Genomic DNA, 13,437 nt, shown 5'->3' with positions numbered 1-13,437 from the left:
CAGCTTTTAAGAAAGAATATATGATGGAGAATTTAGAAAAAAATAACCCATGGCATAGTGTGAGCTATGGTGAAGAGGCCCCGGCAGTCGTTACTGCTATTATTGAAATCCCGAAAGGTTCGAAAGCAAAGTACGAGCTGGACAAAGAGAGTGGCATGCTGAAACTGGACCGTGTACTTTTCTCTTCAGTGAACTACCCAGCCAACTACGGCTTCATACCTAAAACTTACTGCGACGACAAAGACCCGCTTGATATACTGGTGATCTGTTCGCTTGACGTGGTGCCAATGTGCCTGATCGATGCGAAGGTGATCGGTGTGATGCGTATGATCGATAACAACGAAGAAGACGACAAGATCATCGCGGTGGCAAACAACGATATGTCTGTACGTCACATCAACGATATCTCAGAACTTCCTCCACATACCTTGCTGGAGATGCGCCGTTTCTTTGAAGACTACAAGAAGCTCGAGCACAAAGAAGTAATTGTGGAGCAATTCCTGGGTCGTGAGCCAGCTTACGAGATCATCAAGGAGAGCATCAGACTGTATGACGCTACCTTTGGCGAAACAGAACCAAAAAGCACAATCTAAATTTTTACTTTTCCTGTAAAGCCTGATGTGGGGTAAAACCTGTGTCAGGCTTTTTTATTTACAGCAGGCCGGAGTTTGAAAGCCAGTCCTGAATTGCGAACTTGCGGATAGGGATGCTAGAAAAAGAATACACCGGGATAAGGCGCCAGCCACCGTTGGCAGACTGGCTTAGAGCAGGCATAGAAGCCTTCCTCTACAGCAGTGTGTTTATCTCGTTGTGCGCTTTCGGGCTAACAGTAGAAACCTACCTGCTGACAGGGAATGAAGTATCACTTCCGATGGCGGGTTTTGTGTTTCTGGCGACACTCTTTACATATAATACGAGCAGCTTGCAACGGACTTTGCGCGGATGGCGTGCAGCCGATGCAGCGCAGCCCTGGGGTATCCGCTATCAACGGGAATTGGCCGTGTTGGCATTGCTTAGTTTGACAGGGGCTATTGTCCTGTTCTTTCTCTATGAGCTTCGGATCAGCCTGTGGTTTGTGCTGGCGTTGGCACTGATCTCGGTCGGCTACACCATCCCCTTGGGGAGCAACCGGCTCAAGCCTTTCCGGAGTATACCCTTGCTGAAGGTTTTTCTGATTGCCCTGGTGTGGTCTGCCGTCACTGTTCTGTTTCCCCTGATCGACTCAGCGGTTGAGTTGGATGGGCAGGTGATGCTGCTGTGGCTGCGGCGCTTCCTGTTTATTCTGGCGCTGGCCCTCCTGTTCGACATCCGCGACTATACCTACGATCGCCGTACCCGCACGCTGACCTTCCCGGGGCTGCTGGGCGAGAACTATACCCGGTTTTTGTCGCTTGGGCTATTAACGCTATACCTATTGCTGGTGCTGCTCACAGAAGAAGGAGCTGTGCTGGTCAGTTTGCTAAGTGCTGTCTTAGTAGCCGGCCTGATCGTCTGGAACGCATCCGAGAAGAAGCCTCGCATCTATTATGCTTTGCTGGCTGATGGCGCTATGCTGGTGCATTTTGCTTTAGTATACCTGGCCGTCAGCTAAGAACGGCTCAGATGCTGATAAGCTTGAGGCAAATGCTGGATCACATCGGACGCGATCAGGGCGATCTCTCCAACTAGCGCTGCAGCCAGGTCGCCGGCAAGACCGTGCAGGTATACACCCAGTAAGGAAGCCTCTTTTAAGGTATAGCCCTGCGCAACCAGAGCTGTCAGGATGCCGGTCAGCACGTCACCGGTTCCGCCTGTAGCCATACCTGCATTGCCAGTCGTGTTGAAATAAATGTCCCCCTCCGGTGTGGCGATAGCCGAATGACTTCCTTTGAGCACCATATAGCATTGGTATACCCGGCAGAATTCCCGCAGTTCCTCCAGCCTTTCATATTCATTGTTGCTTTTGCAGACCAACCGTTCAAACTCTTTGGGGTGAGGCGTGAAGATGACCTTGCCTTTGGGCAGCTGAGCCTTGAGTTTGTCGCTGCTGGCGATCAGGTTGATGGCATCGGCGTCGATGATGAGTGGCAGGTCGCAGGTAGCCAGCAGTTGGCCCAACATGGTTTTGGTGACTCGCTCAGTGCCAATGCCCGGGCCTATACCTATGGCATTGAACTTCTCCAGTGATTCCGGAAGACGGGACAAGTGTTTGCGGTTATTGTCAGGTAGCAGCATAGCCTCCGGCACAGCCGTCTGCAGCACATCATAGCCAATGGCAGGAGCCTGCACAGTGAGGAGCCCTATGCCGCTACGCAGGCATGCCCTGGCGGCAAGCACTGCCGCGCCTATTTTGCCGTAGCCTCCGCAAAGTAGCAATGCATGCCCATAGGTGCCTTTGTGCGAGAATTTGGTACGTGGCTTGATCAGTTGCTGTATCTGATGCTGTGTCACGTAATGAAAGTTCGACTCTGCGCTTGTCAGGTATGCCGGGCTCAGACCAATGGAGACAATGTGCCAGTCGCCAACATAGTGCGCATGCTGCGGCAGAAAAAAAGCAAGCTTTGGCAGCTCGAAACTCACAGTATGATCTGCCTGTATAATGGCACTTTCGGCAGGTGTTTGCTTGTCAGCAAACAAGCCTGAAGGAATATCAACAGCGACGGTACAGTTGCTGTGTTCGTTTAGCCAGTGGATCACATCGGCGTAAAGTCCGGTAACGGGTCTGGAAAGGCCAGTGCCAAACAGGGAGTCGATCACACAGGCTTTGTCAGGTATAGCAGGCAGGTCGTCTTTACTGCTGATCTGGTGTGGAGGCACTTCATGCGGCAGGCGCTCCAGATTGACCTGAAAATCCGGGGATGTCTGGCCGCCATCGTTGACCAGGTATAGCTGCACATCGTAGAGGCGCTGGTGCAAGAGCCGGGCTACCACCAAACCATCACCCCCATTGTTGCCGGGCCCACAGAAGATACAAACAGGGTGTTCCGGTGTAAACTTGTTTTCCAGCCAACCTGCAAAGGCCCGAGCTGCACGTTCCATCAATTCTTCTGAAGCAATGCCTTCCTCAAGGATGGTCTGCGCATCAGCTTCACGGGTTTGTTGGGCGGATAGGATTTTCATACGTTATTTTTATACTTCTGAATCCAGAGATAGTTGTGCGCATTTAGATGCCTATACCTAGTAGTCCAATTTATCAAAGGTATAACAGTAGACGCGACAAGGTACAGACCACCTCTTCAGCTTGTTCAATACCAGTTTTTCCTATTTAAAACGCAAGAGTTGCCGTCAGTTTGATCTTGAGGTTGTCTTTAGCTTGTGGCAAAGCGTAGGGGCCGTAGCGGTAAAAAGCACCGACTCCTACACCAGAGAAAGCAGAGCTGATGATATTGTTGAGCATCAGGCCGGATTCAAAAAATCCTTTTCGCATGTTGCTATACTCCATTGACTGTAGCCCAGGTATAACCTGCTGCAGATCACCGATGCCCATGTTCTGCACAAGTACCAGGTCGGGCTTGAAGAGTTTTGTGTTGAGCAGGCGCTTGCCCAAATCCTGGCGGAGAAAAAGGGCCACGTAGCGGTCAGAAAAGAATTCATAGGGGCGCATCGTTTCAAAGCCTTCGCCGGCATACACGTTGTAGTTGGAGCTGTAGCTGCCGTAGCCATTGTATAAGCTTACAAAAGGTGCATCGCCCTGCACCCAGCCGCTTGCCAGCACAAAATTGGTTTCGCCGAGGCTGCGCTGCCTAAAGGAGCCTTCGGCACGCAAATCTATTTTGTTATAGGTATAGCCATCACTTTCCAGGCCGTCAATCCCTTTGGTATACTGTAACCAAAGCACAGGATAGCGATTTGGCATGGGCATCATGCGGTTAAAGAGATGCATATACTGTTCGCCAAAGGCAAAACGTATACCTGCCGTAGCCTCTGTGATATTAAACTCTGTCGTTCCTATACCTGGCTCGGGCGTGTAAAGCGGCAGTGTTGGCCGGCGTTGTTCCTGCCGTATACCTGCCTGCCACTGTACATAGCGCAGCATGCGCCCACTCAGGCCGGCACTTCGCTGAGTACTGTAGTCCAGGTAAGGCAGTAAGGCAGGGCGCAGGTCACGGAGCAGTGCACGCTCCTGGAAAGGCAAACGACGTCCTCCCGGCTCCTCTACGTCTTCGGCATAGGCAGCCGAAAGGGTGAGTTCAGACGGTTTATGCAGCTTGACGGCGGCATCAGCCCCATATTTGTGCTCTTGGTCACGCAGGCCATGCCCCCAGTAACCGCCCACCGTGAAGCGCTCAGAAAGAAGCGCATTGGTATGAGCGCCTATACCTAGCCGAAGACCTTCGAAGCGACTTACCTTTAGCAACCGGTTCAGATCCAGACTGATGGGGCCGATGGGCAGTTGTTTGGCCATCAGATACTCCATGGTGCGGATGGTGCGGTCGAGCTTTTGCGCCTTGCCTACACTGTCGAGGCGCTGATAAGTGGTCTGCTCTTTAAGTGACAGGGAGTCGGGGCGGTACTGTTGCCAGAGCTGCTCCTGCTGACGCCAGGCATCGGGTCGCTGCTCCAGAGCAATCACGCCAAAATCACTGCGGCGCAGCGGCGGATCCAGGTTCACATTGGTGATATAGGTGCGGATATGCGCGTAGGGCTGGTGGCCCCGCATGTAAATCTGCTGCACGGTGATCTCCACATCCAGCTCCGAAGGGAACCACTGCCGGTTATCAACTTTCACAAATTGCTGCTGCAGCTTGAGGCCGCGCTTATCATCAGCATGCGACTCGGCCACCACATTTTGCACAGCCCAGCCATCGCTGTTGATGTAAAGCAAGCCTTTCAGGCCGTTGAAGTTCTTGCCAGACTGCGGCGCATAAGAAATGATAAAAACCGTATCGGCTCCCACTACAGCCGTTTCCTGGAGCACAAAGTCGTAGCGCCTGATACTGCCATTGCTTAGGGGGCTCAGGTAGCGCTTACCGAAGAACACCGGCATGTCATCATACACCGAAAACTCCCGTGCCTCAGCTGCCACTACGCCAAAGCTCGGCTGTTGCAGTCCTGATACCCGGGTTGCCAGGATGGTTTCCTTTGAAAGGTTTTTGCCCAATTGGGCATAGTCGGTGATGCTCTCCATCAGGAAGAGATGCTGCTTGGCCAGCAGGTCGCGCATGCGCAACACCGATGAGTCCTGCTCTGAAAGGCGGAGGGTATCGCTCAGGTTCAGGTCTTCAGGAGCATTGGCCGTCAGGATGAACTTGTTGTAAGTGCGGTAAGTATAAGCCGGGATATTGTCGGGGCGGTGGCGGTCGCGGTGCTGGTTCGCCAGCTGAATGATGCGGTGTGCCGGATTGATGCCGGAGCGAATCACGACTTCCCGTAATTGAGCAGCCGAAGGACGCAAGGCGATGTCAAGCTGCGACAGCGAATCAACTGGTACCACTTGAGGGGTATAACCCACATAGCTGAATCGCAGGCTGGTAATGGGGCGGTTGTGCCGGAGCAGGTATTGGCCGTCCAGGTTGGAGGTTGTGCCTGTTTCCCCTTCGTTCACGACGATGCTCACAAAGGGCAACCGTTCCCGGGTGTTGGCATCACGCACCGTGCCCTGCACCTGGTATACCTGTGCAGTGACAAGGCGCACCTGCAGGAACAGGCACAAGAAAAAGAACAGGCTTTTTATGGGCATATGGTAAAGATATAAAAAGAATTGGCGCCTCCTCACAGAGCGGAAGACGCCAGACTATACCTTGTGTGAAATAAGAGAGGATTAGAAGGTAACAGCCATGGCCATGCCCATCTGCCCGTTCGGCAACACAACAGGATACATGGCTGTGTTCAGGCCGCCCCCCTTGGTGAGTTTGGCTTGTACCCAATAGACCGTGTTCACGGACAGTATCCCTACACCTGCACCGGCCAGCACATCAGAAAACCAATGCGCATTATTCAGCACACGCAGCACCCCGGTGCCACCGGCTATACCATAACTCACCACACTCACCCAAGGGCTCTTGTGTCGGAACTCTTTGTCCATGAATGTGGCGATCGTAAACGCGTAAGCCGTATGCCCCGAGGGGAAGGCGTAGGGTTTGCCATTCGGCCTGTCTCTGTCGGTGAGTTTCTTGGTGGGCCACACGATAGCCGATGCCAATGCGCCGGAAGAAAGGAGTAGCACTGTTTGGCGACCGAGTTCGTGCCTGTTCTGAGACGAAATAATATTGAAGCCGTAGAGGCCTGCCAAAGGAGCCAGCATGGCAAAATCATCTGCATTGGTCGCAAACTTCGGAAAAACCCGGGTTCTGTAATTGAAAACATCATCGCTGCTCAACAGCCCGCGTCCTCCCATGGTATAGATACCGGCACCGATCAGTGCTACGGCAGGTATAACCGCTCGCTTCAGGTAACGCTTGTTGTCGCCTTCCAGTCGCTGCGACTTTGTGAAAGGGTTTTTCTGACCGGGAAGTACCGTGTCGGCAGGGGGTACGAAGAAACGCGGGTCTACGGAAATAGCCCTTAGTGTGTCAGGGCCCGGTTTTTTGGAAGGCTTTACCTGGGCAGTTGCCATGGTAGGACCTAGCAGGATTGTGATCCAAAGTAAGTGTACAGTGAATAGCTGGTTTAGTCTCATATACTTGCTATAGGAAATTCATCTGGCATTCTGAAGTGCGAAAATTAACACATTCTTAATTTTTAACGATTACGATTAGCATGAGTTTTGAGAGGGTGCTTCATTGCATGCTATAGCATGTACTTCAGCCCGAAGCAGCAGGGAGTTTACCTGTCTACTTCGCCCAACACAATATCTATGGAGCCTACGATAGCGATCAGGTCGGCTACCATGCAGCCACGGCTGATTTCGGGCAGTACGGAGAGGTTTACAAAGCTTGGAGCACGGCCGTGGCAGCGGAAAGGCACGTCGCTGCGGTCGGTGGTGCGGAAGAAGTAGCCCAATTCGCCGCGAGGTGTTTCGGCCCGGAAGTAAAGCTCTTGTGTGCCGGTCATGCGCATCTTCTTGGGGCAAGCTGCCTGTGGGTCAAAATCAGGGGTGCGCTTCTGCTCGCCGAGCAACACATCAAGGCACTGGCTGATGATCTTGACAGACTCTCGGCATTCGAGCGCCCGCACATAGTTGCGGTCCCAGCAGTCGCCGGTGCTGCCCATCATGCCCTTGCCGATTGGCACGTCAAACTCCAGCTGCGGGTATACGCTGTATCCGTCGACGCGGCGCAGGTCATGGCGCAGTCCGGAGCCACGCAGCATCGGGCCGGAGCAACCATAGTTGATGGCCACATCCAGCGGCAGCACGCCTACGTTGGCGGTGCGGTCAACGAAAATCTTGTTGGTGAGCAGGATGGTGTCCAGCTCATCTAATTTGGGTTGCAGGTAGTTGATAAACTCACGGCAGCGCTCTTCAAATCCGATAGGCAGGTCATAGTAAAGGCCGCCTACCCAGATGTAGTTATAGAGCATGCGGGCTCCACTTGTCCATTCAAGCAGACGCTGGATGTGCTCGCGGTCGCGCAGCAGCCACAAAAACGGTGTAAAAGCTCCAATGTCGATGGCGTAAGTGCCAATAGCCAGAAAGTGAGAAGCAAGTCGGTTAAGCTCCGCCACCAGCACCCGGATGTACTCTACCCGTTTTGGAATCTGATCGGTTATACCTAATAACTTCTCCACACCCATGCACCATACGTGTTCGGAGTTCATGGCGGCCAGGTAATCCATGCGGTCTACGTAAGGGATGGTCTGGTTATAGGCCATGCTCTCGGCGTGCTTTTCGAAGCAGCGGTGCAGATAACCAATGTGTGGCGCCACTTCCTGCACAATCTCCCCGTCTGTGACTACCTCCAGGCGCAGTACACCGTGTGTGCTTGGATGCTGCGGTCCCATGTTCACGATCATCTCGCCCGCCCGCAAGTTATCCAGGCTGAACTTGTTCGGCTCCGACTGTAGCAGGTATTCTTTGTGCGTGGTAGACAAGGAGGAGATTTAGTTAAGAGTTAAATGTTCTTAGTTAAGCAAAGTTCGGAAAAATGGGGGAATAATGGAGGGTTTGCAAGGTAGAGATAATAGAGAAAGGGAGGTATAGTTTAACAGATATATAGTATATTCGGTAGTCCGGTTCCGGTTATCTGTTGAAAATGACAAAAAACCGGATGTTTATTCCGTTTATACAGTAGTTGTGTGTAATGAAAACGAATAAATAGAATAGATTAAACTTACTTTGATGTTACCATCATGATAACTCTCATATTTGTCTGTATTACGCTAATCTTGGTTTGGGCAGCTTACAGAATCCTTAGAAAGACTACGAGCAATAGGACCTCTATAATCACAACTAGTTTTCTAATCCTGATTCTATCTTACTTTTTGTTTACAGATTTTTACCCAACTAACAAATTTTACCTCGACGACTACAAGGAAAATACGAGTATAAAGCTTCCTGATTCGGCTGAATTGATTAATAAGCGGGGCACTAGTTCATTTGGTGACTATAACATCTCATATACAGTTAGATTAAGTCCAAGTGACTATAAATTGACATACAACAAACTCCTAGAAAGGGGATTTCAAGAGAATAAAACATACTTGAAAACCTCGGAAAATGATTTCCTTCTTTCGCAGGTTTCTAATGTTGGAATAGCAAACATTCTGGTTAAAGACTATGGATATAAAAATTATGAAATACTATTTATGGAGGACGGCAGAACAATAGTTTGTAACTCTAATAAATGGTAAAAACTCTTCACACAACAAAACCTATAGTGCATTAAAATGCACCATAGCCAAATCCGTTGTATGCAATTACCAAACCCAATAAATATATGGCAGAGATAGACATGGATAGAGTTGAGTTGACTGACAAAGATATTAGGATTGGTGTGTGGACCTATGGGGATGTTAATACCGAGAAAAATGTACCTTCTAGTTCTCTTAATAGTATCCCTGAAAATATTTATGAGCTAGATAGGTTGTGGATTAATGTTGGTGCTTGGACCGGACTGTCTGAGAAAGAGTTTAAAAGACACAGGAAAGACTGGATTGAGATTTTACCCGGTTTAAAAAATATCAGGTTCCTTTGGGTAAAAGGGTCAATTAATCAAGACTTTTTTAATGTAATCTGCAAAATGGAGTGGTTAGAAGCTCTGAACTTACAAGGAAAAATAGCTATCAAGCACCTAGATTCTATTTCTAATCTGAAACAACTAAAGCATTTAAAAATAGAAAGTTCAAGCAAACTGACAGATATGAATGGGCTGTCAGCCTTGAAAAATTTAATAACTCTTCAAATCAGAGGCTTGAAATTAATAAGAGACATAACCCCTATAACTAAAATCAAATCGCTGAAGGGCTTGCATATTCTAGGTGATATGTGGGAGAAACAATTTTTAGATTCGATTTCCGGATTAGATAATCTGAGCAACTTAGAGTATTTATCATTGGACGGAACAGAGGTTATTACAAAAGATATTACACCTATTTCTGAACTGAAGAAATTGAAACATTTAGAAGTTGGCTATTGGTGGACTAGAGATGATTTGAACCTTTTATACAATTCTTTACCAAGTTTGAAGTATGGAAGTGTAAAAGAAGCTGTTGAGTCAGGTGAGTATGAAAAGTATCTAAGAAAAATAAAATAACTTCATACAACAAGGTTTATACCCTATGCTTCGGCTGATGGCCTCACACAAGACGTTAGTATTCATTATTAATTAATAATAAAAAATGGAGCACTTAGTCGGAGATGTATACGGGTTAATTCATTTACTTGCTTCACTAGTTGCTTTAGTAACTGGGACTTTAGTCCTATTAATGAAAAAAGGAACTATTCTACATAAGCGAGTAGGATACGGTTATGTAATTAGTATGTTTTTGTTATTACTAACTGCATTTATGATTTATAGATTGTTTAACGGGTGGGGAGTGTTTCATTATGCCACTGTCTTCAGTCTTATAACAATAAGCTTAGGAATGATACCCATATGGACTAGAAAACCAATCAATAAGTGGAAATTCATGCATTTTTCATTTATGTATTGGTCAGTAATAGGGTTGTACTCAGCATTTGCAGCGGAAATTTTAACAAGAATAGCTGAATCTTCATTTTTCGGAATGGTTGGAATTTCATTTGTTATAATAATGCTTGTAGCTGCCGTTTGTTTTGGGTTAAATAAATCAAAATGGTCAAGACTATTCGGTATCAAGAAATAAACAACGAAATGCTAACAAGGCATAAAAGCCGCTCTCTGGCTATGCCTCGTCTGCCTTTTATACAAGACCGTCACTCAAAATTGACAATCAATGAAAAAGGCCTTTCTTCTGCCCTTAACGCTATTTATACTTAGCTGCACCAGTCAAACTGGAGAGCAGGCTTTAACAGATGAAACGACTCTAGTCGAAGCTATTTCCCAAGGCGAAGAGGGAAATGAATTACCTTCTTCACAGTATACTATTGAGCAAGTATCAGAAGAAGATTTCAGAAAAGCGGCGGCAAAGCATAGCACTGGCTTTCGCATGGGGAAAGATGAAGCTCGCAAGGTGAACGGTGTAATGAATTTGAAAATAAATGGGGAGTGGAAACCAATAGAAGCTTTCGGTGATACGCTTCTGAATACGGATGACCCTGCCATGAGAGAATATAAGTATCTGGGGCAGCATAAAAACCTGAACAAATACCTCGTTGCTGGCATCTTTTACGAAGATTATCAGACCTACCTTATTGACATGACTAATGGTGAAGTTGCAGCAACAACATGGACAGAGCCAGTTGTATCACCAGACAAAAAACACTTGGCAAACATTTCTATTCCAACTATGCTGGAGTCTTCACCTAATGGGATACAACTTTGGAAAGTGGTAGAACAGGGAACAGGAAAAGCTATTGAGAAGTATCTTGAAATAAAGCAGCAGGAATGGAAGCCCTTTGAAATGTACTGGGAATCTCCACAGGCAATCATTCTGAAAGTGATTCCAACAGTACAGTATGAGCTGTTGCAAGGCGAGCCAAAGCAGAAGGACTTTTCTTACCTTAGACTTACCATAAAATAAAATTGACTAATAAGGCATACTTCCGCTATGCCTCGACTAGGCACTGAACGTTCCACCCAATCTAAAAGACCATCTAAACTCAAATGAAAAAACTGATTTTGACTTTGGCAATTGTCTTGGGATTTCACTGTGTGTATTCACAAGAAAAGGTAATAGACCAAGCTAAAATCAAAGAAGACCTAGACGAAATCTTAAATGATATATCGGATAATTATGCTTACCTGCACGAAAAAAATGTAGACTTAAACTGTATCCGTCAGTTTTATGAAAGTCAAATTCCTACTATAAAAACAGAGGAGCAAACAGTTCTTTTCTTTGAGTACCTTCTGGATGAATTTTATGATAGTCACCTTATCTTAAATACAAATAGAAAATCATCGTTTCGGCTATTCTCTCCGATTTATGTGACTATCAAAAATGGGAAACTGATCATCTCTAATGTTTGGCAAACTCAGATTAAAAATCTCACCATAAACCTAATTGGAGCAGAATTATTAAAAGTAAACGGAGTTGATGTCAATAAGGCAATTGAGGAATTTCCAACACATTGCCATGATAAAAACGCTCACATAGTAAGAGAATGGATCGTCAATAAAATCATAGCAGGTCGTTACAATCAACCGAGGGTCTTGACTCTAAAGCTAGCCAATAGAAAAAACATTGAGTTCGATCTGGACGAGATTGAATATAAGAGTGACAAGAGCTTATTGACCAGTACAACAAGGGAGGGGTTCGGAATTATCAGAATTAATAACTCTCTAGGTGATAACAACCTCATTGAAGAATTTGATAAGTCCTTAGATGGTATGATGAACACAAAAGGACTGATCATTGATTTGCGAAATACCGTAGACGGCGGAAACTCTTATGTAGCCCGTGGAATAATGGGTAGGTTTATAGATAAACAGCTCCCATACCAAAAGCACTTCGTGATAGAGCAGTATGGTGGCAACCCACAAGTCGAAAGGAGCTGGTTGGAATATGTGAGTCCAAGGGCTCAGCGCTATGAGAAACCAGTAGCTGTATTAGTTGGCCGATGGACTGGAAGTATGGGAGAAGGATTAGCGATTGGATTTGATGGAATGGGGCGTGCAAAAGTGGTTGGGTCAGAAATGGAGAGATTAGCAGGCGAAATGAGCGGGTTTCAATTAAAGAACCAAAACTTTGGTTTCAGGCTTTCAACAGCTAAACTATTTCACATCAACGGCACGCCAAGAGAAAGATATGTGCCGGATGTTTATGTGAAGCAGACAACTGTTGAAAAAGACGAAACACTGGAGAAGGGTATAGAAGTGCTCAGGAAGATGGCAGAATAAAGAACAGCTTAAAACACTGCAAACAAGTCAATAGGACTATATTGAATAGTCAGGCATTATATCCATTAGCCAATTGAACTATATCTGGAAACTGGGGTGCCGTCAAATGCCCAACGCCCGGTATGTGGAACATTCCACAAAATTTTAAATAACAAACTCAAAACCAAAAGAATGAAAACGTGTACTTCCGCAATCCTGACGATTTTTCTAATTGCCTTATTCAGCTGCTCACAGGTGACCGGAGAATTTGAGTATATGAATCAGCTGAAAAAATCTATAGCTGAGAAATATGGAACTGAGGAAGTTGAAGTAAACATCAAAAACAATAATGAATTGATTGTATCACTCACTGATTCAAAATTTGATGATTACACGCCAGCGAAAAAAGAACAAATTTCCCGAGAAATCGGAAAGCTAGCGCAGGAACTTAGAAAAGACAAGCAAGAGATAAAATCAGGTGTGGTGAATTTTCGGGATGAAGAAAATTATGGGGTTGCTAAAACTAGCAGCACGGTAACTTTCCAGATGTACGAATAAATAAATATTCGCCCAGCAGAATTATAGGGCAATACTTAATTCGCTCTCAATTCCGAAGTCCTTACTCGCTAGTTGCCCTGATTATCCAGCGAAAAATTAAGTTCGCCTGCTTGTACTGTTTCTATACAAAACCGTTATACCTGATAAAGCATATAAACGCTACCAGAATTTTATGAAAAGTATTGTCCTGAATTTAGCTTTTGTTACCCTGATGCTTTTCAGTCTGGGCTGTGACAAAGAAAATGTTTCCTGTATTGATGATTGCTTAGACACTTACCTGAAACAAAAGCAGATGGTTAGTTACAAGGGCGAAGAATTAGGGTGTAAGAACTATCTGAGCTTATATGAATACCAAAATAAGCAATACTATGTGTTAGGAAATAATTGCGCTGACATAGCGATCAATCCAACCGATTGTGAGGGCAACTCACTTTGTGAAAATCAAGATACGAAGTCCTGCAGCACATTTTTTCAGAATGCCAAGTACATCGGGATAGTCGGTATAGAGAGCTGAATACCCAATAAAGCCAGACCTATATAATCAAGGCTGAATAAAGTATATACT

The 13,437-nt window shown here is 46.5% G+C and carries 12 protein-coding genes; 8 read left to right on the top strand and 4 right to left on the bottom strand.

Annotated features, from left to right (window positions below):
• The first annotated feature begins 20 nt into the window (after window positions 1-20).
• A complete protein-coding gene (locus AC5FX6_RS18210) occupies window positions 21-593 on the top strand; it encodes an inorganic diphosphatase (RefSeq protein WP_493598392.1) in 573 nt (190 codons plus the stop codon).
• 113 nt (window positions 594-706) lie between these two features.
• A complete protein-coding gene (locus tag AC5FX6_RS18205) occupies window positions 707-1,591 on the top strand; it encodes a UbiA family prenyltransferase (protein ID WP_493598391.1) in 885 nt (294 codons plus the stop codon).
• On the opposite strand, the gene AC5FX6_RS18200 is transcribed toward AC5FX6_RS18205, so the two are convergent.
• The 4 genes from AC5FX6_RS18200 to AC5FX6_RS18185 form a co-directional block, all read right to left on the bottom strand.
• Window positions 1,588-3,099 carry an NAD(P)H-hydrate dehydratase gene (locus tag AC5FX6_RS18200; protein ID WP_493598390.1) on the bottom strand — a complete coding sequence of 504 codons (1,512 nt, stop codon included), beginning with the start codon at window positions 3,097-3,099 and terminating at the stop codon, window positions 1,588-1,590. The two genes, AC5FX6_RS18205 and AC5FX6_RS18200, sit on opposite strands and share 4 nt — an antisense overlap.
• A gap of 145 nt (window positions 3,100-3,244) precedes the next feature.
• The gene (locus AC5FX6_RS18195) at window positions 3,245-5,659 is read right to left on the bottom strand and encodes a DUF5686 and carboxypeptidase-like regulatory domain-containing protein (RefSeq protein ID WP_493598389.1); all 2,415 of its coding nucleotides are present in this window, start codon (window positions 5,657-5,659) and stop codon (window positions 3,245-3,247) included.
• A gap of 81 nt (window positions 5,660-5,740) precedes the next feature.
• Window positions 5,741-6,598 (bottom strand): phosphatase PAP2 family protein, encoded by an 858-nt coding sequence (locus tag AC5FX6_RS18190; RefSeq protein ID WP_493598388.1) that lies wholly within the window; start codon window positions 6,596-6,598, stop codon window positions 5,741-5,743.
• Window positions 6,599-6,744: 146 nt separating this feature from the next.
• Window positions 6,745-7,950, bottom strand: a complete 1,206-nt coding sequence (locus tag AC5FX6_RS18185; RefSeq protein WP_493598387.1) for an NADH-quinone oxidoreductase subunit D — start codon at window positions 7,948-7,950, stop codon at window positions 6,745-6,747.
• Between the two features lie 845 nt (window positions 7,951-8,795).
• On the opposite strand from AC5FX6_RS18185, the gene AC5FX6_RS18180 reads away from it, so the two are divergent.
• The 6 genes from AC5FX6_RS18180 (at window position 8,796) to AC5FX6_RS18155 (ending at window position 13,386) form a co-directional block, all read left to right on the top strand.
• On the top strand, window positions 8,796-9,611 hold the full coding sequence (locus tag AC5FX6_RS18180) for a leucine-rich repeat domain-containing protein (protein WP_493598386.1): 816 nt from the start codon (window positions 8,796-8,798) through the stop codon (window positions 9,609-9,611).
• 85 nt (window positions 9,612-9,696) lie between these two features.
• Window positions 9,697-10,182 carry a DUF2306 domain-containing protein gene (locus AC5FX6_RS18175; RefSeq protein ID WP_493598385.1) on the top strand — a complete coding sequence of 162 codons (486 nt, stop codon included), beginning with the start codon at window positions 9,697-9,699 and terminating at the stop codon, window positions 10,180-10,182.
• 90 nt (window positions 10,183-10,272) lie between these two features.
• Window positions 10,273-11,019, top strand: coding sequence for a hypothetical protein (locus AC5FX6_RS18170; RefSeq protein WP_493598384.1), 747 nt, complete (start codon window positions 10,273-10,275; stop codon window positions 11,017-11,019).
• Window positions 11,020-11,102: 83 nt separating this feature from the next.
• On the top strand, window positions 11,103-12,335 hold the full coding sequence (locus AC5FX6_RS18165) for a S41 family peptidase (RefSeq protein ID WP_493598383.1): 1,233 nt from the start codon (window positions 11,103-11,105) through the stop codon (window positions 12,333-12,335).
• Between the two features lie 171 nt (window positions 12,336-12,506).
• Complete coding sequence (locus AC5FX6_RS18160) at window positions 12,507-12,872, top strand: hypothetical protein (RefSeq protein WP_493598382.1); 366 nt, start codon at window positions 12,507-12,509, stop codon at window positions 12,870-12,872.
• Between the two features lie 172 nt (window positions 12,873-13,044).
• Complete coding sequence (locus tag AC5FX6_RS18155; RefSeq protein WP_493598381.1) at window positions 13,045-13,386, top strand: hypothetical protein; 342 nt, start codon at window positions 13,045-13,047, stop codon at window positions 13,384-13,386.
• Window positions 13,387-13,437 lie beyond the last annotated feature (51 nt).

Source organism: Pontibacter sp. LHS2, from assembly GCF_058932845.1.
Note: the sequence above shows the minus strand (reverse complement) of the source record. Positions and strands in the feature narration are given on the sequence as shown.

Bases quoted from the DNA above. Each gene is read 5' to 3' on its own strand.
- AC5FX6_RS18210 (WP_493598392.1), top strand. From the start codon at position 21: ATGATGGAGAATTTAGAAAAAAATAACCCATGGCATAGTGTGAGCTAT.
- AC5FX6_RS18205 (WP_493598391.1), top strand. From the start codon at position 707: ATGCTAGAAAAAGAATACACCGGGATAAGGCGCCAGCCACCGTTGGCA.
- AC5FX6_RS18200 (WP_493598390.1), bottom strand. From the start codon at position 3,099: ATGAAAATCCTATCCGCCCAACAAACCCGTGAAGCTGATGCGCAGACC.
- AC5FX6_RS18195 (WP_493598389.1), bottom strand. From the start codon at position 5,659: ATGCCCATAAAAAGCCTGTTCTTTTTCTTGTGCCTGTTCCTGCAGGTG.
- AC5FX6_RS18190 (WP_493598388.1), bottom strand. From the start codon at position 6,598: ATGAGACTAAACCAGCTATTCACTGTACACTTACTTTGGATCACAATC.
- AC5FX6_RS18180 (WP_493598386.1), top strand. From the start codon at position 8,796: ATGGCAGAGATAGACATGGATAGAGTTGAGTTGACTGACAAAGATATT.
- AC5FX6_RS18175 (WP_493598385.1), top strand. From the start codon at position 9,697: ATGGAGCACTTAGTCGGAGATGTATACGGGTTAATTCATTTACTTGCT.
- AC5FX6_RS18170 (WP_493598384.1), top strand. From the start codon at position 10,273: ATGAAAAAGGCCTTTCTTCTGCCCTTAACGCTATTTATACTTAGCTGC.
- AC5FX6_RS18165 (WP_493598383.1), top strand. From the start codon at position 11,103: ATGAAAAAACTGATTTTGACTTTGGCAATTGTCTTGGGATTTCACTGT.
- AC5FX6_RS18160 (WP_493598382.1), top strand. From the start codon at position 12,507: ATGAAAACGTGTACTTCCGCAATCCTGACGATTTTTCTAATTGCCTTA.
- AC5FX6_RS18155 (WP_493598381.1), top strand. From the start codon at position 13,045: ATGAAAAGTATTGTCCTGAATTTAGCTTTTGTTACCCTGATGCTTTTC.